Below are 24644 nucleotides of genomic sequence, written 5' to 3' on the forward strand. Positions count from 1 at the left end.
GCCACGGGCGCGTTCACGTCGACCGGACGCGTTCCAGGTAGCGCGGCTGCCGCGGGTGCGTCTGCGCGAGGTTCGCCGCGACCTCGCCGACGACCGCGCGGAACGCCGCGCTGGCGTGGGTGGCCGGCATGTCGGCGCGGCGGGCGACGCTGATGGTGCGGCTGAGGTCAGGGTCCGCGAGCGGGGTGATGCGCAGGTTCGGTCGTTCGAGGGCGACCATCGCCGGTACGACGGCCACGCCGATGCCGCGCTCGGCGAAACTGAGCGTCGCATCCATCTCGGCCCCCGTGACGGCGACCTTCGGGGTGAGGCCGTCTGCAGCGAACGCGGCGTCGAGGGCGACGCGCAGGTCGTAGCTCTCCGGGAAGACGATCTGCGGGGTGTCGGCGAGTCTCGCGAGCGAGAGGGCGGTGATGGGCGCCCCCGGGTCGGTGTCGCCCGCGAACGGGTCGGGCGCATCCGCGGCAGAGACTGCGACGAGCCGCTCCCGCAAGAGCGGGTCGAGTGTCAGAGCTGCGCGGCCCGTGCCTGAAGAGGCGCTGGTGACGATCAGCGCGAGATCGAGTCCGCCCTCACCGAGCGTCTCGATGAGGGATCGCGAACCCCGCTCGACGATCTCCACATCGATGTCGGGGAAGCGGGATCGGAACACGGCGAGCGCTTCGGCCACGAGCGTGGTGCAGAGTGTGGGGGTCGCGCCCAACCGCACTCGGCCGCGGGCGAGTCCCACGAGTTCGGCCATCTCGCCCCGCGCGGTTTCGGCATCCGCGAGCATGCGACGTGCGAGCGGGAGCAGCCGTTCGCCTGCCGCCGTCAGCGTGACGCGACCGCGCGCGCGATGGAAGAGGTCGACGCCGAACTCGGTCTCGAGGCCGGCGATCTGACGGCTCAGCGATGGTTGCGCGACGTGCAGTCGTTCGGCCGCGCGAGTGAAGTGGCCGATGCGCGCGACTTCGGCGAAGCTGCGGAGCTGTTCGAGGTTCATGAACGATAGCGTAAACGCATCGAGATGATCAGCACTATTCATTGGAGTAATCGAGAGCGAACTTTTAGCGTGGGCGCATGACCACTTCGACACACGCTCCCGAGCGACTGCTCGCCACCTCCGTTCTCGTGATCGGCACCGGAGGGGCCGGACTCCGTGCCTCCATCGAACTCGCCGAACGCGGCGTCCAGGTGCTCGCCGTCGGCAAGCGCCGCGCCCACGACGCCCACACGACGCTCGCCGCCGGCGGCATCAACGCCGCGCTCGGCACCATGGATCCGGAGGACACCTGGCAGCAGCACGCGGCCGACACCCTGCGCGAGTCGTACTTCCTCGCCGATCCCGCCATCGTCGAGGTCGTGGCGCGCGGTGCAGCGCAGGGCATCGCCGAACTCGACGCCTGGGGCATGCCCTTCGCCCGCGAAGACGACGGCAGGATCAGCCAGCGTTTCTTCGGCGCGCACCGGTACCGGCGCACCTGCTACGCCGGCGACTACACCGGACTCGAGATCCAGCGCACGCTCATGCGCCGCGCCTCCGAGCTCCGCGTGCAGATCGTCGACACCATCTACATCACCCGCCTGCTCACCTCCGACGGCCGCATCTTCGGCGCCTACGGGTTCGACATCGTCGACGGGACGCCCGTCGTGATCCACGCCGATGCCGTGATCCTCGCCGCGGGCGGTCACACGCGGATCTGGCGCAACACCTCATCGCGCCGCGATGAGAACACGGGCGACTCCTTCCGGCTCGCGGCGCTCGCCGGCGGAAAGATCCGCGATGCCGAGCTCGTGCAGTTCCATCCCTCCGGGCTGGTGGAGCCGAGCGATGTGGCCGGCACCCTCGTCTCCGAGGCGGCGCGCGGAGAGGGAGGGATCCTGCGCAACGCGCTCGGCGAGCGATTCATGGAGCGCTACGATCCCGAACGCCTGGAGCTCTCGACCCGTGACCGCGTCGCCCTTGCCAGCTACACCGAGATCGCCGAGGGACGCGGTACCGCGAACGGCGCCGTGACGCTCGACGTGTCGCACCTGCCGCGCGAGCAGATCCTGAGTCGCCTGCCCCGGGTGTACCGCAATCTCATCGACCTGCAGATGCTCGACATCACGGAGCAGCCCATCGAGGTAGCGCCGACCGCGCACTACTCCATGGGCGGCGTCTGGGTGCGTCCCGAGGATCACGGCACCGGCGTCGACGGCCTCTACGCCATCGGCGAGGCGTCGTCCGGTCTGCACGGCGCCAACCGCCTCGGCGGCAACTCGCTGATCGAGCTGCTCGTCTACGGGCGGATCACGGGCACCGACGCCGCCGAGTACGTGCGGGGCATCGGATCCGTCCGTCGAGATCCCGAGGTCGTCCGCGCCGCGCGCGACGAGATGCAGCGTCTGCTCACCGACGGCGCGAGTCCTGAGGCTGCGCACGAGACGCCGCGACGACTGCAGCGCGCGCTGCGCGACGTGATGACCGCGCACGCCGGCGTGGTGCGCGACGAGGCGGGCCTCACCGAGGGGCTCGACAAGCTCTCCGACCTCGAGGATCGGGCCACCCGCGTCACCGCCCACCCCGACATCGCCGGTTTCGACGATCTCGCCCACGCCTTCGACCTCGCCGGATCGCTCCTCGCCGCCCGAGCGACGCTCGAGTGCGCGATCGAGCGCCGCGAGACGCGCGGGTGCCACAACCGCTCGGATCACCCCGAGCAGAACAACGATCTCACCGGCAACATGGTCTGGACCCCCACCGGAGGCGTAGCGTTCGAGCCGCTCGCCGACGCGCCCGAGGAGTTCCGCCTCCTCGCCGAAGCGGCCGCGGACGATTCGGTCGCCGGAAAGCTCGTCGAGTAGGTCGCGCGCCGGTTCCCGGTAGCCTGAAGCACATGACAGAGCAGGTCTCCGACATCTTCGATCCGGCATCGTGGGTCGTCGCCCCAGACACCGCATACACCGATATCACCGCGCACCTCAGTCTCGACGGCAGGATCGCGCGCATCGCGTTCGACCGGCCCGAGGTGCGCAACGCGTTCCGCCCGCACACCGTCGACGAGCTGTACGACGCGCTCGAGCGGGCGCGGGTGAACCCGCGCATCGGCGTGGTGCTGCTGACGGGCAACGGTCCGTCTCCGCGCGACGGGGGGTGGGCGTTCTGCTCGGGCGGCGATCAGCGCATCCGCGGGCGCAGCGGGTACCAGTACGCGGAGTCCGAGTCCGAGGTCGCACCCGAGGAGTCCGCTCGGGCCGGGAGGTTGCACATCCTCGAGGTGCAGCGGATCATCCGCTTCATGCCGAAGGTCGTCATCGCGCTCGTTCCGGGGTGGGCTGCGGGTGGCGGGCACTCTCTGAACGTGGTCTGCGACCTCTCGATCGCGAGCGACGAGCACGCGAAGTTCAAGCAGACGGACGCCGACGTCGGATCCTTCGACGCCGGGTATGGCAGCGCCTACTTCGCTAAGCAGATCGGTCAGAAGAACGCGCGCGAGGTCTTCTTCCTCGCCCGCGAGTACTCGGCGCAGCGCGCTTACGAGATGGGCGCCGTGAACGCCGTCGTGCCGCACGCCGAGCTCGAGGCGACCGGCATCGAGTGGGCGCGGGAGATCCTCGGCAAGTCGCCGACGGCGATCCGCATGCTCAAGTACGCCTTCAACGCCGTCGACGACGGACTCGTCGGTCAGCAGCTCTTCGCCGGTGAGACGACACGCCTCGCCTACGGCACGGATGAGGCGGTCGAGGGGCGCGACGCGTTCCTCGAGAAGCGCGATCCGGATTGGTCGGCCTTCCCGTACCACTTCTGACCGCGCAGACATCGACCCGGGATCGCGCAACCCCGAGCCGGCCCGACGCCGATCGACTAGCATGGGCCGGTGATGAAGAATCTGACGCGACGACCTCCTTCCTGGGCCGTCGTGACGGCTCTCGCATTCACGGGGCTCACCTCGGCGTTCATGTTCACGCTGGTGGTGCCGCTGCAGGCCGAGCTGCCGCGCCTGCTCGACGCGTCTCGCGAGGATACGACCTGGGTGGTGACGATCACGCTGCTCGTCGCCGCCGTCGCGACCCCGATCTCGGGCCGTCTCGGCGACATGTACGGCAAGCGGCGCGTGGTGCTCGTGCTGCTCGTGGCGCTCATCGTGGGGTCGCTCGTCGCGGCGCTGTCGCAGTCGATCATCGGCGTGATCATCGGCCGGGGGCTGCAGGGGATTACGACGGGCGTGATCCCGCTCGGCATCGCGATCATGCGGGATGTGCTGCCGCCCGCGCGGCTCGGCACCGCCGTCGCGCTGATGAGCGCGACGATGGGCGTCGGCGGTGCGATCGGTATGCCGCTCGCCGCATATGTGGCGCAGACGGCGGACTGGCACGCGTTGTTCTGGATGTCCGCGGGCCTCGGCGTGGTCTGCATCGTCGCGAACCTGTTCCTCGTCCCCGAGGACACCCTCGTCTACCCGGGCCGACTCGACATCCCGGGTGCGATCGGCCTCGCGATCGGATTGACCGGTCTGCTGCTCTTCGTGTCGCGCGGAGCCGACTGGGGCTGGACCTCGCCGCTCGCACTCGGATCCGTCATCGTCGGTGTCGTCACGATGCTCGGCTGGGGCGTCTACCAGTTGCGCGTCGCGGAGCCCCTCGTCGACCTCAGGGTCGCATCGCGGGCGCCCGTGCTGCTGACGAACCTCGCCGGCATCGGCATGGGCTTCGCGCTCTTCGCCTCCAACGTGACGTTCCCCCAGCTCCTCGAGATGCCGACGGAATCGGGCGTGGGGTTCGGTCTCACCATGATCGAGGCGGCGCTGTGCATCATGCCGGCCGGCCTCATCATGATGTTCCTGTCACCGCTCTCGGGCATGCTCGAGCGGGTGTTCGGCGCGCGCCCGCTGTTCTCGATCGGCACGGCGTCGATCGTGATCGCGTACACGTTCGTGCTGCTGTGGTCGTCGGAGGTATGGCACATCGTGGTCGCGAACGCGATCATCGGCGTCGGCATCGCCTTCGCCTTCGCGGCGATGCCGATGATCATCATGAACGCCGTTCCCGCGCGGGAGACGGGCGTCTCGAACGGGCTGAACGCCCTGTTCCGCTCGGTCGGCACGTCGGGTGCGTCCGCCGTGATGGGCGGCGTGCTCGCCTCGATGTCGGTGCAGGTGGGCGACGTGGCGGTGCCGACGACGGCGGCCTTCCAGACCTGCTTCTGGATCGCGATCGTGGCCGCCGCCATTGCGACCGTGCTCACGTTCGTGATCCCGCGGACGCCGCCCGAGGAGCAGCGGCCGTCGATCCCGACCCGCAACATTCCGCTCCGATAGCGACCGGGTCCGCAGTACCCTGGTCGGGTGAGTTCTTCGACCCCGCTCCGCGCTGTCCCGACCGATGACCGAGCCTGGCTCCTCGCGGCACTGGCCGATGCGCTCTCGGACGGCCCGGCTGTTCTTCCGCTCGCACCGGGGGCGGATCCCGCCGATGTCGACGAGGTGCTGCAGCTGCCGCTGCCTGCGGGGACCGCGCTGGTGATCCGCACGTCCGGGTCCTCGGGTGTTCCGAAGTCGGTGGCTATCTCAGCCGAGGCGCTGCGCGCCGGGGCCGTGGCCACGCACGAAGCGCTCGGGGGTCCGGGGCAGTGGCTCGTCGCGCTTCCCGTGCACCTCATCGCCGGCGCGCAGATGCTGATCCGCAGCCTGGTCGCCGGCACCGATCCGGTCTTCTGCGACGGACCGGACGGGCGCTTCGATCCGGAGGTGTTCGTGCAGCGGGCCGAGTCGATGGACGCGGAGCGACGGTACGCCTCGCTGGTGCCGGTGCAGCTTGCGCGGGTGCTCGACCTGGCCGAGCAGGATCGCGGCGCGGCCGACACGCTGCGCCGGTTCGCGGCGATCCTCGTCGGAGGTCAGGGCGTCTCGCTCGAGTCGCGCCGCCGCGCGCACGCACTCGGACTCGAGCTGCGCCGCAGCTACGGCATGACCGAGACCTCCGGGGGCTGCGTCTACGACGGCGTCGAGATCGGCGACACCCGCGTGCGCATCCGCGAGGGCGAGGTGCAGATCGCGGGCGCGGTGCTGGCCGAGGGGTACCTCGGCGACGCGGCACTGACGGACGCGGCATTCATCGAGGATCGCGGCGCCCGCTGGTACCGCACCGGCGACGCCGGTGAGCTGCTCGGCGGCATGCTGACGGTGACGGGACGACTCGACCGCGTCGTGATCTCAGGCGGCATCAATGTCTCGCTCGACGAGGTGGAGCGGGTCGTACGCGAGCACGACGGGTGGGGCGAAGCCGTCGCCGTTCCGGTCGCCGACGCGGAGTGGGGCGAGCGCCCAGGACTCGTCCGCGCCATCGCCGACGGCACAGATGAGTCGGTGGGGTTCGCGGACCTCCAGGAGCGGGTGCGGGGCGAACTCGGCGTCGCCGCCGTACCGGCGTGGGCGACCGAGATCGATGAGATGCCGCGGCTCGCGAATGGGAAGCCCGACCTGCAGCGGGTGCGCGAGCGGATCACGATGCTCCGGGACAGCTTCCGCCAGTCCGCTCGGCACAGCTGAGGCCCGACCCGGGCGCGGTACCCTGGAGGGTGGGCATCGGCCGGTGAGGCGGGTGCCCCGATCGAGGGACGAGATGGGGAGAGTGCGTGAACCAGTCGAAGTCGCGTGACGGACGTCGATCCGGAAACCCGGCGATGCGCGCCGCAGCCGAAGAACAGGTGGACGCCGGCGCTCGGCCTCGCGTCACCGCTCGCGACTGGATCAGCGGTGCACGCCTGCGGACGCTCCCGCTCGCGATCGCACCGGTCGTGGCCGGGTCCGGCATCGCCCACCTCGTGCGCGACTTCTCGTGGCCGCTCGCGCTGCTCGCTCTCGGCGTCGCGGTGTTCCTGCAGATCGGTGTGAATTACGCGAACGACTACTCCGACGGCATCCGCGGTACCGACGCATACCGGGTGGGCCCGGCTCGCCTGACCGGGTCGGGGTTGGTGAACCCGAAGCGCGTGCTCGCCGTCGCCCTCGCGTTCTTCGCGCTCGCCGCCGTCTGCGGCCTGGTCGCCGTCGTGCTCAGCGAGCGCTGGTGGTTCCTCGCGCTCGGCGTCGTCGCCATTCTCGCCGCGTGGTTCTACACCGGGGGCAAGCGACCCTACGGCTACGCGGGGCTCGGCGAGGTCATGGTGTTCATCTTCTTCGGTCTCGTCGCGACCGTCGGCACCACGTGGCTGCAGACCGACATTCAGACGCAGGAGGTCTGGTTCGCCGGCACCGGTGTCGGACTCTTCGCGGTGGCGGTGCTCATCGCCAACAATGTGCGCGACATCGAGACCGACAAGCTCGCGGGCAAGCGCACCCTCGCGGTCATCCTCGGGGATCGCGCGTCGCGCATCCTCTACGTCGTGTGCGTGCTGCTGCCGTTCGCGGTTCCGGCGCTCTACGGTCTCGTGTACCCCGGCATGGTGCTCGTCTGGCTCGTGCTGTTCGCCGTGATTCCCTGCTGTCTCATCGTGCTGCTCGCGAAGACGGCGAAGGAGCTCATCGGCGCGCTCGCCCTCACGAGTCTCGCGTCGCTCGCCTACGCCGCGCTCATCGGGGCGGCGTTCGCCTTCTGAGTGCCGGCGCCGTTCTCATCGGACGATGAGACCTTACGCGCCGTGCGCCGGGAGCCGGAACGGCGCGGGCGGCAGCGCGACTCCCGTCGCGGCATCCGCCAGGATGCGGCCGATCGCCGGGACGAACTTGAAGCCGTGCCCGGAGAAGCCGGCGCCGAATGTGATGCGACCTGACCGATCGAGCACGAAGTCGCCGGTCGGCGTCGACGTGTAGGTGCAGCTGAGCTCGACGCCCGACGTCGGGTCGAGCGCCGGAACGAACTCGGCGACGTACTCGGCCAGGCGCGTGCGCCAGGCGTCCGAGCCTCGGAAGGCGCGGCGATCCGGATCGATCGCCTCCCCGGTCACGTGCAGACCGACTTTGACGCCTTCCCCCGGGGTGAGCATGCTGTACGCCGCGCCCTCGCGCGGGTCGGTCGCGGTTCCGCCGCGGAAATGATTGAACGACGGCCAGTCGGCCTCGAGGTGGGCGTGCGTGCCGCGGAACGCGAAGTGCGCGGGGTGCACCTCGGTGACGCGCAGGGGCGGCAGCGTGACGTGGCCGGAGAGCAGCTGTTCGCTCCACGCGCCGCCGGTCACGATCACGCCATCGGCGCCGAAACGTCGGGTGTCTCCATCGGGGTCCGTCGCGGTCACCGTCACCCCGTCGGGGCGCTCGCTGATACCGGTGACCTGCCACCCGAACCGCAGGTCGGCACCGTCCGCACGGGCGACGGCCACGAGCGTCTGGAGCGTTGTGGCAGCGTGCACGCGTCCGGCGTCGGCCGCGAAGAGGACCTCGGCGCCCTCGAATGCGATGCCCGGCCAGCGGTCGCGGGCGTCGGCGTTCGCAACGAGCTCGGCTCGACTGCCGCGTGCGGTGAGCTGTGCATGGGCGCCGTGCACGATCTCGCCGGCGCCGTGGGTGACGAGGCCGCAGCGGGTGAGCAGCTGCTCGCCCGAGCGCCGCTCGAGATCGGCGTAGAGGCGGGTCGCCTCATCGAACAGGTCGAGGTAGTGCGTTTCGTCGTATGCGTTGTTCAAGTTCCGGGTCGCACCGTGCGATGCGCCCCGCAGATGACCGGGAGCGTATCGCTCGAGCAGCAGTACCCGCGTACCGCGCGCCGCGAGCTGCCACGCCGTGGCCAGCCCCATGGCACCGCCCCCGACCACGATCTGGTCGACGTGCAGCGTCTCGAGCGCCTGCGCGTTCATCGCGGCTGATCGGTATCCGACGCAGGCTCACCGGCATCCGGCTCGGCGCGCTGGCGGAGCGACGCCTCGTCGACCGCATCGTCTTCGATGATGTCGTCGGCGGTTCGAGTGCGCTGCCGCCAGTCGTGAATGCTCTCGGACGCGGTCTCGCGTTGGCGGCTGAGGAAGATGATCGACAGCGAGAATGCGATGATCGTGGCGATGACCGCGGCGAGCCACCAACTCCACCCGAGTGCGAAGTACAGGATCGTGAACGGCACCGCGAAGAACACGAGACGCAGAATGGTGTAGACGGTCCAGGCGGTGCGAGTGCTCACAGGCCCCGATTCTACCGAGCGCGCCTGAGTGCTCATCATGTGGTGCTGATCTGGATACCAGGGTCCGCCGGTACGATACACCTATGGTGCGGTTCATTATCATCGGCGTCGTCCTCGCGACCGCCTTCACGCTGTACTCCCTCGTGGACGCAGCCGTGACCGATTCCGCACGGTCGCGCGGAGTGTCGAAGCCCGTCTGGGTCGTCCTCATCGTGGTGCTGCCCGTCATCGGCGGCATTCTCTGGTTCACGATCGGCAAGGGCGCTCGGTCGGAGAACCTCGCCGCGCAGCGCCGAGCCGCTCCTGACGAGGATCCGCGCTTCACCGGTACGCGACTCTCGGATTCCGAGCTCGACGACCACATGCGCGAGCTCGAGGATCGACTCCGCGAACTCGACGACGAGGTGTACCCGGGCGAAGCGCCGCGAGAAACGGACGCGGGATCCGCGTCCGCGCGACCCGAACCGGGTGCGCAGTCGGAATCCGCGCCGGACCCGCAGCCCCGCCAGCAGCCCGGCGACGGGCCGGAGACCGGTGCGGAGGACGACGGCACGGCACCCGGGCGCTCGTAGCTCGTGAACGGGAGTCCCGCAGGGGCGTCGCCGGCGCAGGCGTTCGCGACACGTCTGATCGGCGCGCTCGTCTCGGAAGGTGTGCGCGACATCGTCGTGTGCCCGGGGTCCCGGTCGCAGGCGCTGGCGCTCGCGGCGGCGAGCGCTGAGGCGCGGGGCGAGGTGCGCCTGCACGTCCGCATCGATGAGCGGTCTGCCGCGTTCTTCGCGCTCGGTGTTGCACGTGAAACCGGCATGCCGGCGCCGGTCGTCGTGACGAGCGGTTCGGCGGTCGCGAATCTCGCGCCGGCGGCGGTCGAGGCCGCCGAGGGCCGGGTGCCGCTGATCCTGCTGACCGCTGATCGCCCGGCGGAGTTGCGCGGTATTCGCAGCAATCAGACGACGCGTCAGTCCGGGCTGTTCCGCGACGTGCTGCGCTGGTCATGTGACGCACCTCCCCCGGAGGACGCGGAGAGCGGCCGCGCTGCGGTCGGTGCGCTCGCCCGCCGGGCGGTGCATGCGGCGACCGGCATGGACGGCGGGTCCGCGGCGGGTCCGGTGCAGCTGAACCTCGCGTTCCGGGAACCCCTTTCGGGGCCGGAAGAGGTGGAGGGCGCCGGTGTCGATGATGCTGCCGCAGACGGTGGCCGTCGGGCCACCGGGAACGACGACGAGATGCGACCGCCCGTCCCCGCCGGCGCTGGGGAGACCGCGGAGGAGGCCCAGACGTCCGACGTGTACGTGCACGGGGACGATGCGCTCACCGTGGTCATCGCCGGATCGGGTGCGGGGGAGCGCGCCGAGGCCTTCGCCCGCGCGGCCGGCCTGCCGCTCCTGGCCGAAGTCGTGAGCGGAGCGCGATTCGGGCGCGAAGCCATCGCCGCGTACGCCACCCTCCTCGACGACCCGTCGGTCGGCGGACTCGTCGAGCGGGCGATCGTGTTCGGGCACCCCACGCTCACGCGGCAGGTTCCGGCGCTGCTCAAGCGAGACGACGTCGAGGTCGTCGTGATCGATCCGCACGCCGACGCCGAGCACTACGACCCGTCGCGCGGTGCTCGGGTGGTGCGGGGTGCCGTGGTCGCCGACGATCACGATCCTCGGGGCATGCGCCGGTGGCTCGGCGCGTGGGTGGTGCGCGATCGCGAGATCGTGGCCGAGCGATCGACCGTGCACGAGCCCGACGTGACTGCCGCGACGGCGCAGGGGTACAAGGACCGCAACGCGTACGCCAGAGCCGAGGTCGCGAGCATGCGCGAGCCGCTGACCCGTGAGATGCTCGCCGAGTCGGTGTGGCGGGCCACGTGGCCGCACGACCGCCTCGTGCTCGCGGCGTCACGACTGGTCCGCGTGCTGGACGGTCTCGCGGCACCGCGCCGTGTCGCGGTGCACGCCAACCGGGGCGTGGCCGGGATCGACGGGACGATCGCCACGGCGCTCGGCATTGCGGCGGCGAGTCAGGCGGATGAGGATCCGGCGCGCGCCGCGGGCACCACCCGTGTGCTGCTCGGGGACCTGGCGCTGCTGCACGACGCCGGATCCCTGTTCCTGCCCCCGAGTGAAACGCGCCCTCGGGTGCAGCTGCTCGTCGCGAACGACGGGGGCGGCACCATCTTCGACGGACTCGAGGTCGCGGGCACCGCCGGGGCCGAAGCGTTCGACCGGGTCATGTACACCCCGCAGGCCGTGCGGCTTGAGGCGCTCGCGCAGGCCTACGGCTGGCGGTACGTGCGCGTGGAGTCGCGGGTCGAACTCGACCGACTCTGCACCTCCCCGGTGACGGAACCGACCCTCGTCGAGGTGCCGGTCGCCCGGTGAGCGGCTCGCGCTCGACGGTTACGCGAAGGCGTCGGTGACGGGGCGGAACTTCGAGACCGTCTCGGCGAGCTCGTGCTCCGGGTTCGAACCGTCGACGATGCCGCCTCCCGCGCTCGCCGTAACGGTTCGCTCGCCTGAGGACGGGGGATCCACCTGCGCGCAGCGCAGCGCGATGACCCACTCGCCGTCCCCTGCGGCGTCGATCCATCCCACGGCGCCAGCATAGCGGCCGCGGTCGAACGGCTCGAGTTCGGCGATCGCGGCGATCGCGGCCGCAGTGGGCGTGCCGGCGACGGCCGCGGTCGGGTGCAACGCGCCCACGATCTCGAGCGCTGAACTGTTCTCCGAGAGCGTGGCTCCGAGGTCGGTGGCGAGATGCCAGACGTTCGGCAGTCGCAGCGGGAACGGTTCCTCGCTCGTCTGCAGGGAGCGGACGTGCGGTGCGAGCGCGGTCACCACGCTCTGCACGGCGAACGCGTGCTCGTGCTGCTCTTTCGGGCTGGTGAGGAGCTCGTTGCGCGCGCGCAGGTCGGCCGGCTCGTCGTCGCGGTGTCGACGCCTGGTCCCCGCGAGGACGCGCGCGGAGACGGCGCCGTCGGTGGATCGGACGAGCGTCTCGGGGCTCGCACCGATCAGACCGTCGACGGCGAAGGTCCAACAGTCGGTGTAGCTCACGGCGAGGCGGGTGATCGGGGTGCGCAGGTCCGCATCGCCCTCGATAGTGCCGGCGACCTGGCGCGCGAGCACGACCTTCTCGAGCGCACCCTCTGCGATGAGTGCTCCCGCACGATCGACACCGTCGAGGTACGCCGCGACGCCCGGAGCGCCCTCGGCGGCGCGGGTGCCGAGTGCGGTGCCGGTCCAGGGGCGCAGCGGGGTGGCTTCGGGCAGCTGCGGCATGGCGCCGGCGAGCTGTTCGATGGAGCTCTCCGCACCGTCCGCATCGGTCACGCGGATCTCGGTGATCCACGCCGACCCGCGGTGTCGCGCGATCAACGTGCGCGGCACGACCAGGACGCTCGTGGTTCCGCTCTCCGCGGCGAAGGCGAAGGTGCCGAGCGCGACGAGCCCCGTTCCCGGCAGCCGCACGGGGTCGTCGATGGTCGTCAGCTCGGCGATCCGACGCCACTCGGCGGCCGCCTCCGCGTAGCGGTCGGGGCCAGTGAACGTCAGACGCAGTGTTTCTCCGATGCAGACGCACCCGCGATCGCCTCGCGTCCAGACGAGCGGATTCTCGGGGTCCGCGAGGGCGATGATGTCGGGAATGCGGTCCAGGGGACGGGTCACCGCAACGAGGCGGGGCACCTGGGGTTCGCTGGACACCCTGACAATCTACCCCTCCGCCTCGCTGCGAACGTGGGATCAGACCCGAGACCACTGAGGATAACGGGCTAGCATAGTGGGGTGACCCGCGCTGACACCTCCACCAAGCTCGCTTCCGACGTCGCGAACATGTTCGACGCCGTGTCGCCGCGATACGACCTCATCAACGATGTGCTGAGCGCAGGCAACTCCCGGCTCTGGCGCATCGCGACGACGCGGGCCGTCGATCCGCGCCCGGGCGCGCGCATTCTCGATGTCGCCGGTGGGACCGGGTCCTCGGCTGCGGCGCTCGCCCAGCACGGCGCATCCGTGACGGTGGCCGACTTCTCGCGCGGCATGCTCGATGAGGGGGAGCGACGTCACGCGGGGAACCCGCTGCTCGAGTTCGTGCAGGCCGACGCGACCGCGCTGCCGTTCGACGACAACGCCTTCGACGCCGCCACGATCTCGTACGGACTGCGCAATGTGCAGGATCCGCGTCAGGCGCTGCGCGAGATGCGCCGCGTGGTGAAGCCGGGCGGTCGGATCGTCATCGCCGAGTTCTCGCGACCCGCGTCGGCGCTCGTCCGTGTTCCGTACACCTTCTACGGTCGGCACGTGCTGCCGCGCATCGCCGGGGCCATCAATCACGATGCCGCCGAAGCCTACCGCTATCTCAACGAGTCGATCGAGACCTGGCCGGCGCAGAACGAACTGGCGCAGTGGGTGCGCGATGCGGGGTTCGAGCGTGTCGGCTACCGCAACCTCACGGGGGGCATCGTCGCCCTGCACCGCGGGTTCGTCCCCTTCACCGTGCCGACGGCCACCGTCGGACAGAACGATTCGACTGTTGAGGACGACGCATGACTCACCCGATCGCCGAAGACACCGCGACGCAGGCGCTGCCCATGCGCCTCTTCCGTGGCGCGCAAGATCGCAGGCACGCCAAGCGGCTACAGGATGAGCTCGCCGTGGTCGAGGCCGAGCTGCTCGAGCACCTCCGTTTCACCTCCGGTGTTGCGGATTCGCCGACCCGATACCTCATGGAGGCGGGGGGCAAGCGGATCAGGCCGATGCTCACCCTGCTCACGAGCGAGCTCGGTGAGGGGCCCAACCCCTTCGTGCGCCGTGCCGCTCAGGCGATCGAGATCACCCACCTCGCCTCGCTCTACCACGATGACGTGATGGACGACGCCCGTCTGCGTCGTGGGGTTCCCGCCGCCCAGACGGTCTGGTCGAACTCCGTCGCGATCCTCGCGGGCGACCTGCTCTTCGCGCGGGCGTCGACCCTCGTCTCGGGCATGGGCGAGGAGGCGATCCTGCTGCAGGCGCAGACCTTCGAACGGCTCTGCCTCGGTCAGCTGCACGAGACCATCGGCCCGCAGGACGGCGAGGATCCCGTGGATCACTACCTGCAGGTGCTGGCCGACAAGACCGGTGCGCTGATCTCGACGGCGGCGCGCATGGGCGTGATGTTCAGCGGCAGTCCGCGTGAGTTCGCGGACCCGGTCACCGAGTACGGCGAGCGCATCGGTGTGGCCTTCCAATTGATCGACGACGTCATCGACCTGTCTCCGGCGGCCGATCGCACGGGCAAACGTGCCGGCACGGATCTGCGCGCCGGCGTATCGACGCTGCCGCTGCTGCTGCTGCGCCGTCGCGCCGATGCCGGCGACGCGGACGCGCGACTGCTGCTCGAGCGCATCGATGCGGGTGTCGAGCGCATCGCGGCAGGCGAAGACGGCAAGCTGCTCGACCGCGAGGTCGAGGCGCTCCGCGAGCACGAGGTGACGCGTGAGACCGAGGCCGCCGCGCATCGCTGGGCGACCGACGCCGTCAGCGCGCTCGCGCCGCTCCCCGCATCATCGGTCAAGCGCGCGCTCGAGCGCATGGCCGACTCCATCGTGAACCGCGAGGGCTGATCGCGGTCGGAGTGACCGACCGCCCCCTCGCACCGCCCACCCCGGAAGGAACGCACGCACCCATGACCAACATGCGACTGGCGATCGTCGGAGCCGGCCCAGCCGGCATCTACGCCGCGGACCTGCTGCTGAAGGCCGAACGCGACTTCGGCGTCGAAATCGATCTCTTCGAGCAGCTGCCCGCACCGTACGGACTCGTGCGCTATGGCGTGTCGCCCGATCACCCCCGCATCAAGGGCATCATCACGGCGCTGCGCGATGTGCTGGACCGGGGCGACATCCGCTACTTCGGCAACGTGCGCTACGGCACCGACATCACGCTCGATGATCTGAAGCGCCACTACCACGCCGTGATCTTCTCGACGGGTGCGATTCGCGATGCCGATCTCAACATTCCCGGGATCGACGCCGAGGGTTCGTACGGCGCAGCCGATTACGTCAGCTGGTTCGACGGCCACCCCGATGTGCCCCGCACCTGGCCGCTCGAGGCGGAGCAGGTCGGTGTGGTCGGCAACGGCAACGTGGCGCTCGATGTCTCGCGCATGCTCATCAAGCACGCCGACGACCTGCTGCCCACGGAGATTCCCGAGAACGTGTACGAGGGGCTGAAGCAGAATCCCATCCAAGAGCTGCACCTTTTCGGCAGGCGAGGGCCCGCCTACGTGAAGTTCACGCCGCTCGAGCTGCGCGAGCTCGGCGAGGTCAACGATGTCGACATGGTGATCGACGAGCGCGACTTCGACATCGACGACACCTACGCGGACGAGACGCTCGCGAAGAACAAGCAGATCATCGTCATGCAGCGCGTCATGAACAAGTGGCGCGACGAGCAGCGGGCGCGCGAGGAGTCCGGCGAGCACGCCTCGCGCCGACTGCACTTCCACTTCTGGTCGAAGCCGGTGGAGGTCGTGACGGAGGAGGGACGCGTTGTCGGTCTGAAGGTCGAGCGCACCGCGCCCGATGGGCAGGGCGGCGTCGTCGACACCGGCGAGTTCGAGGTCGTCCCGATGCAGGCGCTCTATCGCGCGGTCGGCTACTTCGGATCGCCGCTCGACGAGATCCCCTTCGACGAGCGCCGAGGCGTGATCCCGAACGAGCAGGGTCGCGTCATCGACGCGTCGGGCGAGCGGCTGCACGGAGTGTACGCGACGGGGTGGATCAAGCGCGGTCCCGTCGGCCTCATCGGTCACACGAAGTCCGACGCCATGGAGACGCTCGAATGCCTGCTCGCGGACCGTGAGCACTGGTGGACGCCGGAGGAACCCGATTCGGATGCGATCCCCGAGCTGCTGTCGTCTCGCGACGTGCCGTTCACGACGATCGACGGGTGGCGCAGGCTCGATGAGCACGAGCTGTCGCTCGGCGAGCAGGCAGGTCGCACCCGCGTGAAGGTCGTCCCGCGCGACGAGATGACGCGCATCTCTCGCGAGTCCTGAACGCGACGCGGGAACGCCCCGGGCCCGACACCGACGGGCTCCGGGGCGTTCCTGCGTTCGGGGCTAGGCGCGCACACCGAGCGCAGCGGCAAGGGCGACGAGGTGCTCGGTCGTACCGCCCTCGATGCGCAGATCGGCGCGCGCGTCGACCGCTGTGGGGCCGCGGTTGATCACGGCGATCGGGATCCCGCGCTTCTCGGCGCGGTGCACGAGCCGGATCCCGGTGTTCACCGCGAGCGACGACCCGGCGATGATGAGGGCGTGAGCCGACTCGACGAGGGCTTCGGCCCGCGCGAAGACCGGCACGGGGACGAACTCGCCGAAGTACACGACGTCGGGTCTCAGAATGCCCGTGCACTGGGGGCACTGCGGCACCTGAACGGCGCTGACATCGCCGACCTCGGCGTCGCCGTCCGGGTTGACGGCGGCGTTCCGATGCTGCTCGACGAACCCGGGATTCAGCTTCTCGAACCAGCCGAGCACTTCGGTGCGGGACCAGCGGCGGTCGCAGCCGGTGCACCGGATGGTATCGCCGTTGCCGTGGAGCTCGACGAGCTCGCGCGCGCCGGCGCGCCCGTGCAGGCCGTCGACGTTCTGCGTGATGACTCCGTTCAGGCGACCGGCGCGCTCGAACGCGGCGACCGCGAGGTGGCCGGCGTTCGGATCGATGACGGGCGCGCGCCTGGCGTTCACTGCGGCACCGGCCCAGAAGCGCTGCCGGTAGCGGAGGTCGTCCATGAACTCGTGAATGCGCATCGGTGTGCGGGGTGGACTCCCGGCACCGCGATAGTCGGGAATGCCCGAGTCCGTGCTGATCCCGGCACCCGTCAGAATGACCGCGGGGCCGGGGGCGAAGAGTGCCGCGAGCGCAGTGATGTCGGTGTCCGTGAAACCTTCCGTCTGCATGGTGCCTCCCGACCGCCACTCTAGCGGTCGCGACGGGGGAGCCGTCGGGCGATGCGTGCGAGCGTCGCCGGTAAGATGAGGCGCATGACCGACGCGCGCAGCCAGCTCATCGACCTGATCACGTCCGAAGCCGTTTTTCACGGCGACTTCACGCTCACCAGCGGCAAGCGGGCGACCTACTACATCGACCTGCGCAAGCTGAGCCTCGATCACCGAGCGGCCCCGCTCATCGGACAGGTCATGCTCGACCTCATCGATGACATCGACGGCGTCGTCGCCGTCGGCGGGTTGACCATGGGCGCCGACCCGATCGCCTCGGCGATCATGCATCAGGGTGCCGGGCGCGGCAAGACGTACGACTCGTTCGTCGTGCGCAAGGAGCCGAAGGATCACGGTCGCGGCCGCCAGGTCGAAGGCCCCGACCTCGAGGGCAAGCGGGTCGTCGTGGTCGAGGACACGTCGACGACCGGAGGGTCCCCGCTGCAGGCCATCGCGGCGCTCGAGAAGGTCGGTGCCGAGATCGCCGCGGTCGCCGTGGTGGTCGACCGGCAGGCGCCGGCGAAAGCGCGGATCGAGGCCGAGGGGTACGAGTACCGCTTCGCCATCGGGCTCGCCGACCTCGGCCTCGACCCCCAGTAGCGGAGTGTCCGCGCCCGGTGCGGGCGCGGACACGTCTCACAGGACCTTCGAGAGGAACTGCCGCGTCCGCGGGTGGCTGGGATCGGTGAAGACGAGCTCCGGATCCCCCTCCTCGACGATCGTCCCCGAGTCCATGACGACGACGCGGTCGGCGACCTCGCGCGTGAAGCCCATCTCGTGGCTCACGACGATCATGGTCATGCCGGCGAGCGCGAGGTCCTTCATGACCTGCAGCACTTCGCCCACCATCTCGGGGTCGAGCGCGCTCGTCGGCTCGTCGAAGAGCATGAGCGCCGGCCGCATGGCGAGAGCGCGGGCGATGGCGACGCGCTGCTGCTGGCCGCCCGAGAGAGCGCGCGGTCTCGAGTCCGCCTGATCGGCCAGACCGACGCGGTCGAGCAGCTCCCGGGCGTAGTCGATCGCGTCGGATCGCTTCTCCCCGCTCACCCGCACCGGTGCGTGCCAGATGTTCTCGAGCACGGTCATGTGCGGGAAGAGGTTGAAGTGCTGGAAGACGAAGCCGATGTCCGCGCGCTGTCGGGCGAGGTCCTTCGCCGACATGGGGCGCACGGAGCCGTCCTCGCGCACCCGCTCCCCGATCCGTTCTCCGTTGACGTGCACTTCGCCGCTGTCGATCGGCTCGAGTTGATTGAGGGTGCGGAGGAACGTCGTCTTCCCGGCGCCCGAGGGGCCGACGAGCACCACGACCTCGCCACGCGAGACCTCGAGTGAGACGTCGGTGAGGATGTGCCGGTCGCCGAACCACTTGTTCACCTCCACGGTGCGCACGATCGGGCCATCGGTCACGCCGATCGGCGTGGTGTACGGACTCTCGCTCATGCGGGGACCCCTTCCAATTTGTCTGCGAGGGGGTTCTTCGGCGCGGTGCGGTCGCGCTTCGCGCGGAACCCGAAGAGACGCTTCCAGATCGATTCGGCGCGCGGCAGGCCGGCTTTCGTGTTGAGGTGATTCTCGATCCCGGTCTGAATGATCGTCCAGATCGTGGTGAGCAGGAGGTAGTACAGGGCGACGACGATGTAGATCTCGAAGACCTTGAACGTCGCGGCGCTCATGCTCGTGCTCACCTGGAACATCTCCGAGACGCCGATGATCGACAGGATCGACGTGCTCTTCATGAGGCCGTTGAACGAGTTGCCGAGTGGGGGCACCATGACCCGGATCGCCTGCGGCACGATGATCCAGCGCATCGAGCTGAGCGGGGTCATACCGAGCGAGAGGGCCGCCTCGGTCTGCCCGCGCTCGATGGACTCGAGTCCGCCGCGCACGATCTCCGAGATGTAGGCACTCTCGTGCAGCATGAGCGCCACGATCGATGCCTGCACCGCGCCCTTCACCAGGATGCCGATCGTGATGTCCTCGAACCTGAAGACGTTCGCCGCGGCGAATCCGGTGTAGATGATCACGAGCTGCACGAGCAGCGGTGTTCCTCGGATGATCCAGATGTAGAGGCTCGCGAACATGCGCAGCACGATGAATCTGCTGCGTCCCATGAGGGCGATGATGAGCCCGAGCACGAGCGCGAGCGCCATCGAGACGATCGAGATCGCGATCGTCAGGCCCAGCCCGCTGAGAAACCTGGGGCTGGGGAGGAAGAGGCTCTCCCAGAAGTAGACCCAGTCGAATGTCATACGTTGTTCTCCACTTCGTACATCGGTGCAGACCACCGACGTTCCATCGTGTTACTGGGCGGTGATGTCCTGGGCTTCGAGGCCCCATTCGGCGAGGATGTCCGCGTAGGTGCCGTCGTCGACGATCTCGTCGAAGGCGCCCTGCATGGCCTCGTGCAGCTCGGTGTTGTCCTTCAGCGTGGCGGCTCCGATGGTGACGTCGCCGAACGGTTCGCCGACGAGTTCGAAATCGCCGAGCTTCTCGTAGTACCCCGCGAGTTCGGCGGTGTCGATGAAGGCGTCGGCCTGACCCGCGAGCACCTGCTGCAGCGAGGTGATGTCGTCGGCGAGCGTGAGTGAGATCGGCGCCTCCCCGTTCTCCTCGCACTCGGCGGACTTCTCCTCAGCCTTCAACGCGCCGGTCGCACCGGTGATGGCGATGACCTTCGTCCCGCACAGCGAGTCGTCGAATCCGGTGATGTCCTCGGGGTTGTCCCGCGTGACGAGCACGGCGGAGCCGGACTGGAGGTATGGCACGAAGTTCGCGACCTCTTCGCGCTCGGGCTTGATGTACAACGACGACATGATGACGTCGCACTGCTTCGCCTGCAGTGCCGGAACGAGGCCGGAGAACTTGTACTCCGAGAACTCGACCTCGAGCCCCAGGTTCTCCGCCAGCGCGTGCGCGATGTCGACCTCGGCGCCGATCGGCACCCCGTCGTCCTCGACGTAGATGTTGGGCGGGCTGCCGTAGCTCGCGCAGATCCGCAGGGCGCCGTCCGAGATGATGGTCGGCGACGAGACCGCGGCGTCCCCGGATGCAGCCGATTCGCTGGCGTCGCCACCCTGGGCGCAACCGCCCAGTGCGACGATGACTCCGCCGGCGAGCGCGAGGGCGGCAGAGGTTCGAAGATGACGGGTTGAACGTGTCACGGTGTTTCTCCATTCGGGCGACGGTGCCAGCAGGCTCTTCTTCGGAAAGAACTCCGCTCAGACAGTGGCTAATGGTCGGACCAACTGACTAAGCTGTATGGACACTACCCCGAGATGATGTGTATCGTCAATGCGGAAACATCGCCGAAACGATGCCGTCCTCTCGGCGATACTTCACTGGAGGTCGCTTCCCGCGACGAGACCGCGTCGCGGCGGGAGCGGCCGGTCGGCGACGCGCTTGACCGATGGACGAGAGGGAACGAGGTCGATGACATGGACTGGGATGCCGTAGGGAGGTCGACGACGCTCTCCGTTCCGGAGCGTCTGTCCGTCGACCTGGAGAGACTCATCCTCGATGGCAAGCTGCTGCCGGGTGAGCGGATCCCTCCGGAGCGCGAACTCGCCGCGCACCTCGGTGCGTCTCGAGTGTCCATCCGTCAGGCACTGCACGAGCTGGAGAACCGCGGGCTGGTCGATCGCCGGCCGGGACGCGGGACGATCGTGCTCGCCCCCGGCGAGAAATCCGAGCTCGCCGAGCAGGGCTTCGGCCTGATCGCGGCACCCGAGGGCGGCGTCGCCCAGATCATGGAGCTCCGCGCGATCATCGAACCGCCGATCGCACGGATCACGGCCGCGCGCGCCTCGGGCCGGGACCTCGCCCAGCTCGAAGAGCTCGTCCAGTCGATGGAGGGCGAGGTGAGCCGGCAGCGTTACGCCGAGCTTGACCGCGCGTTCCACCAGGCCATCGCCCAGTACACGCACAATCCGCTGCTCGCGCTGCTCAACGAGCAGATCGCGACGCAGATCGCGCCCAGCCGGTCGATCAGCTACCAGACCAAGGCGCGACGCGTCCATTCTCGCGAGGCGCACCGCCGCATCTACGAGGCGATCGCGGCGGGCGACGGAGATCTCGCCGAACAGGAGGCGCGCGCCCACGTTCTGGAGATCAGCCAGCAGATCGCCATCGCGACCGGCGCGGAAGACGAATATGAAGGAGACCGCTAGATGACCACCGATCAGCGCGCGCGTGGCGCCATCTCCACCTCCCACCACCTCGCGACGGAGGCGGGTGCCGCCGTGATCGAGGCGGGCGGCAATGCCGTCGACGCGGCGATCACCGCGGCAGCGGCGCTCTGCGTCGTGTACCCGAACAACGTGGCGCTCGGCGGTGACCTCGTCGCACTCGTGCGCAGTCCCGACGGCGCAGTGCACTTCCTGAACGCGACGGGTCGGTCGCCGAGCGGGCTGACACTCGCCGCGCTGCGCGAGCGCCACGGCGACGCGCTGCCGCTGCGCGGCATCGACACCGTCACGGTGCCGGGAGGGGTGCGCGGCTGGCGCGCCCTGCACGACTTCGGGGCGTCACGCACCTGGGCCGAGCACCTCGCCCCGGCGACCGCGTTCGCCGAAACCGGGCACCCGACCGCACGATCGGTGGCCGCAGCGCTCGTCGAGGAGCAGGCATCGCTTGCGCAGGATCCCGGTGCGCGCGCGGTCTTCTACCCGAACGGGACGCCGCTCGCCGCGGGGGAACAGCTGATGCAGCCGGCGCTCGCCGCCACGCTGCGCACGCTCGCGGAGCAGGGGTCGGACGCCTTCTACTCGGGAGATCTCGCGCGTGCCTGGATCTCGGGGCTGCGTGAGATCGGTTCGCAGATCACGCCGGAGGACGCCGCGGCCTTCGAACCCGAGTGGGCTGAGGCGCTCGCCGGTGATTTCGCGGGGCACCGCGTGCTCACCGGTCCGCCGAACACCTCGGGCTTCATGCTGCTGCGCGCGCTGAACGCCGTCGCCGCAGGCATCGAGGATCCGCTCGGCGCGGGAGCCGGGGCGCTTGCCGCGGCGTTCCACGATGCCAATACGGTCCGTGCGGCGCTGCTCGCCGATCCGGACGTCGGGCCGAGCGGGCAGACTCTGGTGGACGCCGATGTGCCGGCGGGCGAGCACGTCGCCGATCCGAAGCGCAGCGGCGACACGGTCGGACTGAGCACCGTGACGGCCGACGGGTGGGCGGTGTCGCTCATCAACTCCGTCTACTGCAGTTTCGGGGCGCACATCCTCGAACCGCGGACGGGGGTCATCTTCCAGAACCGCGGCACATCGTTCTCACTCGATCCGTCGCTGCCGAACGCGTTCGCGCCGAACCAGCGGCCGCGGCACACCCTGATGCCGGTGATGGTGCTCCGAGACGGCGAATTGGCGTGGGTGCCATCGACCATGGGCGGATCCGCGCAGCCGCAGATCCACACGCAGCTCCTGCTGCGCTCGACCGACGGGGCGATCCCGCACGACGCGACGCACGCGCCGCGGTGGATCGTCGACGAGGTCGGCGGGGACCGGAGGCTCACGGTGACGATCGAGGAGGACGTGCCGGTGGTCGCGCGCGACGCGATCGCCGCCGCCGGTTTCACCCTGAACATCGTGCCCCGCTTCTCCGAGGATCTCGGTCACTCGAACCTCATCCGCGTCCGCGGCCAGGCGTTCGACGCCGCGAGCGACCCCCGGTCCGACGGCTCGGCGATCGTGGTCGACGCATGACCGCCGCCGCAGCACCCCTGCCCCCTTCAGACGCGCAATCGAAAGCCTCATCGCCCATGGACCAGCTCGAACGCCCCCGCCCCGGGATCATCCCGCTCATCCTGATGGGCGCCCTCACCGGGCTCCTCTCCGGGCTCTTCGGCATCGGCGGCGGCGTGCTGCTCGTGCCGATGCTCGTGCTCTTCCTCGGTTTCCAGCAGCGGTTGGCCGCTGGAACCTCGGTGGCGGCGATTCTGCCGGCGGCGATCGTCGGCGGCATCGGGTACGCCGTGCAGGGCAACGTCGACTGGGTCGCCGCACCGCTCCTCGCGATCGGCATCGTGATCGGCGCACAGCTCGGCAGCTTCCTGCTCTCGCGCACGCCCACCGGGTTCCTGCGCTGGATGTTCATGGTCTTCCTGCTCGCCGTCGCGGTCAGCCTGTGGTTCGTGGTGCCCGAACGCGATGACACCATCGAGATCACCGTGCTCACGGGAACGCTGCTCGTGCTCACCGGCCTCCTCACCGGGGTGCTCTCCGGACTCCTGGGCGTCGGCGGCGGCGTGGTCGTCGTCCCGATCCTGATGTTCTTCTTCGGAGCGAGCGACCTCATCGCGAAGGGCACCTCGCTCATCATGCTGATTCCCGGATCGATCTCGGGGACGATCGGCAACTCGCGTCGCCGCAATGTCGACCTCCGGTCGGCCGCGGTGCTCGGGATCGCGGCGAGTGTGCTCTCGCCGCTCGGCTCCGTGATCGCGACCTGGATCCCGCCGTTCTGGTCGAACGTCGCCTTCTCGGTGCTGCTCGGCCTGATCCTGATCCAGATGCTCGTGCGGGTGCTCCGGCGGAAGCGGTAGGCGCTTCAAGCTCGGGTGAGCACGACATCGCTCCGTTTCGCGTGATGCAGGATCGGCGCTGCAGTGAGCTCGATGAGCGCGTCCTCGCAGTGGGCGTCGATCTCGCGCAGGACGTCGCGCAGCTCCGTCCGCTCACCGAGTGTGAGCGTGGCGCGTACCTCGGAGGCGGCAGGGATCTCGGCGACCCACCGCGCGTGCCAGTTCTCGGCGATGCGCTCCCCGAGTGTGGCGAGTGCCGACTGCCTGGCCCGCGCCGTGACGAGCACTTCGTTCGGAAACCCGAGCAGTGCCGGTTCGAGCACGGCTCGGATGCTCACGGTGTCGGTGCGCTGCATGTGGTCGATGCGCTTGCGCACGGTGGGTTTCGCCAGACCGAGCTCGGCGGCGATGGTCTCGATGCTCCGCCGACCGTCGACTTCGAGCAACGCGATGATGTCACGGTCGGTCGGGTCGAGCGGGGGAGGATCGTCCGCCGCAGTGAGGGCCTGCGATTCGTTCTCGCCGAGCTGCTCGAGCTGTTCGGGTACAAGGATGTTCGGGTTCCACCCGCGCACCGTGCGGTGGAAGTAGGCGATGGGGAGAAACGATGAGGACGTCACCGGGAGCTCCCCGATGGCCTCTTCGATGAATGCGCTCCGGTCTTCGGGACGCAGGTAGCACTCGGCGATGACGGCCGTGCCGTCGGAGACGGTGGCGACCCAGAGGGCCTCGTCCCGATGCGCGAGCCACTGCGCCACCTGGGGGGTGGCACCCGGACGGCAGGCGATGCGCGCGAAGGTCGCCTCACCGCGCCCGACCAGGTGCGGTTGCGCGAGCGCCTTGACGCGGACGAGCTGCTGTTCGAGCAGGCGGGCGCCGCGGCGGGCGACCGTGCGTTCCTGGATTCCCGTGGCACGCGCGATGCGTCGCCACGATGCGCGACCGTTCCGCAGAAGGGCCGCGCAGATCTCGCGATCGGTCTGATCGAGTGTGTCGCTCATGCGGCGTGGGTTCCTCGTCGCGTGCATCGGGTGGGGGTCTCAGTCTAGGTGCTGCTGACGCTCGCCGGCCTGCCCGCGTG

Annotated in this window: 23 protein-coding genes; 14 read left to right on the top strand and 9 right to left on the bottom strand. The window is 69.6% G+C overall.

What is annotated here, in order from left to right; all coding sequences use genetic code 11:
- Positions 1–13 precede the first annotated feature (13 nt).
- Positions 14–985, bottom strand: a complete 972-nt coding sequence (locus J4H85_RS03440; protein ID WP_208236880.1) for a LysR family transcriptional regulator — start codon at positions 983–985, stop codon at positions 14–16.
- A gap of 77 nt (positions 986–1062) precedes the next feature.
- Between J4H85_RS03440 and J4H85_RS03445 the strand changes: the two genes are divergently transcribed.
- From J4H85_RS03445 to J4H85_RS03465, 5 genes are all read left to right on the top strand, one after another.
- The gene (locus J4H85_RS03445) at positions 1063–2829 is read left to right on the top strand and encodes an FAD-binding protein (RefSeq protein ID WP_208236881.1); all 1767 of its coding nucleotides are present in this window, start codon (positions 1063–1065) and stop codon (positions 2827–2829) included.
- A gap of 32 nt (positions 2830–2861) precedes the next feature.
- Positions 2862–3773 (top strand): 1,4-dihydroxy-2-naphthoyl-CoA synthase, encoded by a 912-nt coding sequence (locus J4H85_RS03450; protein WP_208236883.1) that lies wholly within the window; start codon positions 2862–2864, stop codon positions 3771–3773.
- A 72-nt stretch (positions 3774–3845) separates the two neighbouring features.
- Positions 3846–5282 (top strand): MFS transporter, encoded by a 1437-nt coding sequence (locus J4H85_RS03455; protein ID WP_208237344.1) that lies wholly within the window; start codon positions 3846–3848, stop codon positions 5280–5282.
- A gap of 27 nt (positions 5283–5309) precedes the next feature.
- Entirely contained in the window at positions 5310–6512 is a 1203-nt protein-coding gene (locus J4H85_RS03460) for an AMP-binding protein (RefSeq protein WP_208236885.1), read from the top strand.
- A 134-nt stretch (positions 6513–6646) separates the two neighbouring features.
- Positions 6647–7561, top strand: coding sequence for a 1,4-dihydroxy-2-naphthoate polyprenyltransferase (locus J4H85_RS03465; protein WP_208237346.1), 915 nt, complete (start codon positions 6647–6649; stop codon positions 7559–7561).
- A gap of 33 nt (positions 7562–7594) precedes the next feature.
- Here J4H85_RS03465 and J4H85_RS03470 read toward each other — a convergent pair whose 3' ends face one another.
- Both J4H85_RS03470 and J4H85_RS03475 read right to left on the bottom strand, forming a co-directional pair.
- Complete coding sequence (locus tag J4H85_RS03470; protein WP_208236887.1) at positions 7595–8755, bottom strand: FAD-dependent oxidoreductase; 1161 nt, start codon at positions 8753–8755, stop codon at positions 7595–7597.
- Positions 8752–9072, bottom strand: coding sequence for a DUF4229 domain-containing protein (locus tag J4H85_RS03475; RefSeq protein WP_208236888.1), 321 nt, complete (start codon positions 9070–9072; stop codon positions 8752–8754). The genes J4H85_RS03470 and J4H85_RS03475 overlap by 4 nt, the downstream gene beginning before the upstream one ends.
- A gap of 83 nt (positions 9073–9155) precedes the next feature.
- On the opposite strand from J4H85_RS03475, the gene J4H85_RS03480 reads away from it, so the two are divergent.
- Both J4H85_RS03480 and menD read left to right on the top strand, forming a co-directional pair.
- Entirely contained in the window at positions 9156–9644 is a 489-nt protein-coding gene (locus J4H85_RS03480) for a PLDc N-terminal domain-containing protein (RefSeq protein WP_208236889.1), read from the top strand.
- Between the two features lie 3 nt (positions 9645–9647).
- Positions 9648–11441, top strand: coding sequence for a 2-succinyl-5-enolpyruvyl-6-hydroxy-3-cyclohexene-1-carboxylic-acid synthase (gene menD, locus J4H85_RS03485; protein ID WP_208236890.1), 1794 nt, complete (start codon positions 9648–9650; stop codon positions 11439–11441).
- Between the two features lie 18 nt (positions 11442–11459).
- Here the strand turns inward: menD and J4H85_RS03490 are convergent, their stop codons facing one another.
- Positions 11460–12764, bottom strand: a complete 1305-nt coding sequence (locus J4H85_RS03490) for an isochorismate synthase (RefSeq protein ID WP_208236891.1) — start codon at positions 12762–12764, stop codon at positions 11460–11462.
- Positions 12765–12845: 81 nt separating this feature from the next.
- Between J4H85_RS03490 and ubiE the strand changes: the two genes are divergently transcribed.
- From ubiE to J4H85_RS03505, 3 genes are all read left to right on the top strand, one after another.
- Positions 12846–13610, top strand: coding sequence for a bifunctional demethylmenaquinone methyltransferase/2-methoxy-6-polyprenyl-1,4-benzoquinol methylase UbiE (gene ubiE / locus J4H85_RS03495; protein ID WP_208236892.1), 765 nt, complete (start codon positions 12846–12848; stop codon positions 13608–13610).
- Entirely contained in the window at positions 13607–14665 is a 1059-nt protein-coding gene (locus J4H85_RS03500; protein ID WP_208236893.1) for a polyprenyl synthetase family protein, read from the top strand. Before ubiE ends, J4H85_RS03500 begins: the two co-directional genes overlap by 4 nt.
- Positions 14666–14727: 62 nt before the next feature.
- A complete protein-coding gene (locus J4H85_RS03505) occupies positions 14728–16101 on the top strand; it encodes an FAD-dependent oxidoreductase (RefSeq protein WP_208236895.1) in 1374 nt (457 codons plus the stop codon).
- A gap of 63 nt (positions 16102–16164) precedes the next feature.
- Here the strand turns inward: J4H85_RS03505 and J4H85_RS03510 are convergent, their stop codons facing one another.
- Positions 16165–17007, bottom strand: a complete 843-nt coding sequence (locus J4H85_RS03510) for a Sir2 family NAD-dependent protein deacetylase (RefSeq protein ID WP_208236897.1) — start codon at positions 17005–17007, stop codon at positions 16165–16167.
- 84 nt (positions 17008–17091) lie between these two features.
- Here J4H85_RS03510 and pyrE point away from each other — a divergent pair, with 84 nt between their 5' ends.
- Positions 17092–17646, top strand: coding sequence for an orotate phosphoribosyltransferase (gene pyrE / locus J4H85_RS03515; protein ID WP_208236898.1), 555 nt, complete (start codon positions 17092–17094; stop codon positions 17644–17646).
- A 36-nt stretch (positions 17647–17682) separates the two neighbouring features.
- Here pyrE and J4H85_RS03520 read toward each other — a convergent pair whose 3' ends face one another.
- Genes J4H85_RS03520 through J4H85_RS03530 form a run of 3 tightly spaced genes read right to left on the bottom strand, consistent with a single transcriptional unit; the run spans position 17683 to position 20207 of the window.
- Positions 17683–18486: an amino acid ABC transporter ATP-binding protein gene (locus J4H85_RS03520; protein WP_243893312.1), complete on the bottom strand. Its 804-nt coding sequence runs from the start codon at positions 18484–18486 to the stop codon at positions 17683–17685.
- Entirely contained in the window at positions 18483–19295 is an 813-nt protein-coding gene (locus J4H85_RS03525; protein ID WP_208236901.1) for an amino acid ABC transporter permease, read from the bottom strand. Before J4H85_RS03525 ends, J4H85_RS03520 begins: the two co-directional genes overlap by 4 nt.
- Before the next feature lie 51 nt (positions 19296–19346).
- The gene (locus tag J4H85_RS03530; protein WP_208236903.1) at positions 19347–20207 is read right to left on the bottom strand and encodes an ABC transporter substrate-binding protein; all 861 of its coding nucleotides are present in this window, start codon (positions 20205–20207) and stop codon (positions 19347–19349) included.
- Between the two features lie 273 nt (positions 20208–20480).
- Between J4H85_RS03530 and J4H85_RS03535 the strand changes: the two genes are divergently transcribed.
- The 3 genes from J4H85_RS03535 to J4H85_RS03545 are packed head-to-tail and all read left to right on the top strand — an operon-like array spanning position 20481 to position 23584.
- Positions 20481–21212 (top strand): FadR/GntR family transcriptional regulator, encoded by a 732-nt coding sequence (locus J4H85_RS03535; protein ID WP_208236904.1) that lies wholly within the window; start codon positions 20481–20483, stop codon positions 21210–21212.
- Complete coding sequence (locus J4H85_RS03540) at positions 21213–22745, top strand: gamma-glutamyltransferase family protein (RefSeq protein ID WP_208236905.1); 1533 nt, start codon at positions 21213–21215, stop codon at positions 22743–22745. It abuts the gene before it with no gap.
- Between the two features lie 56 nt (positions 22746–22801).
- Positions 22802–23584: a sulfite exporter TauE/SafE family protein gene (locus J4H85_RS03545; RefSeq protein WP_208236906.1), complete on the top strand. Its 783-nt coding sequence runs from the start codon at positions 22802–22804 to the stop codon at positions 23582–23584.
- A 5-nt stretch (positions 23585–23589) separates the two neighbouring features.
- On the opposite strand, the gene J4H85_RS03550 is transcribed toward J4H85_RS03545, so the two are convergent.
- Positions 23590–24564: an Lrp/AsnC family transcriptional regulator gene (locus tag J4H85_RS03550; protein ID WP_208236907.1), complete on the bottom strand. Its 975-nt coding sequence runs from the start codon at positions 24562–24564 to the stop codon at positions 23590–23592.
- Between the last annotated feature and the right edge of the window lie 80 nt (positions 24565–24644).

Origin of the sequence: Leucobacter tardus, from assembly GCF_017583045.1 — a bacterium.
Lineage (GTDB): Bacteria > Actinomycetota > Actinomycetes > Actinomycetales > Microbacteriaceae > Leucobacter > Leucobacter tardus.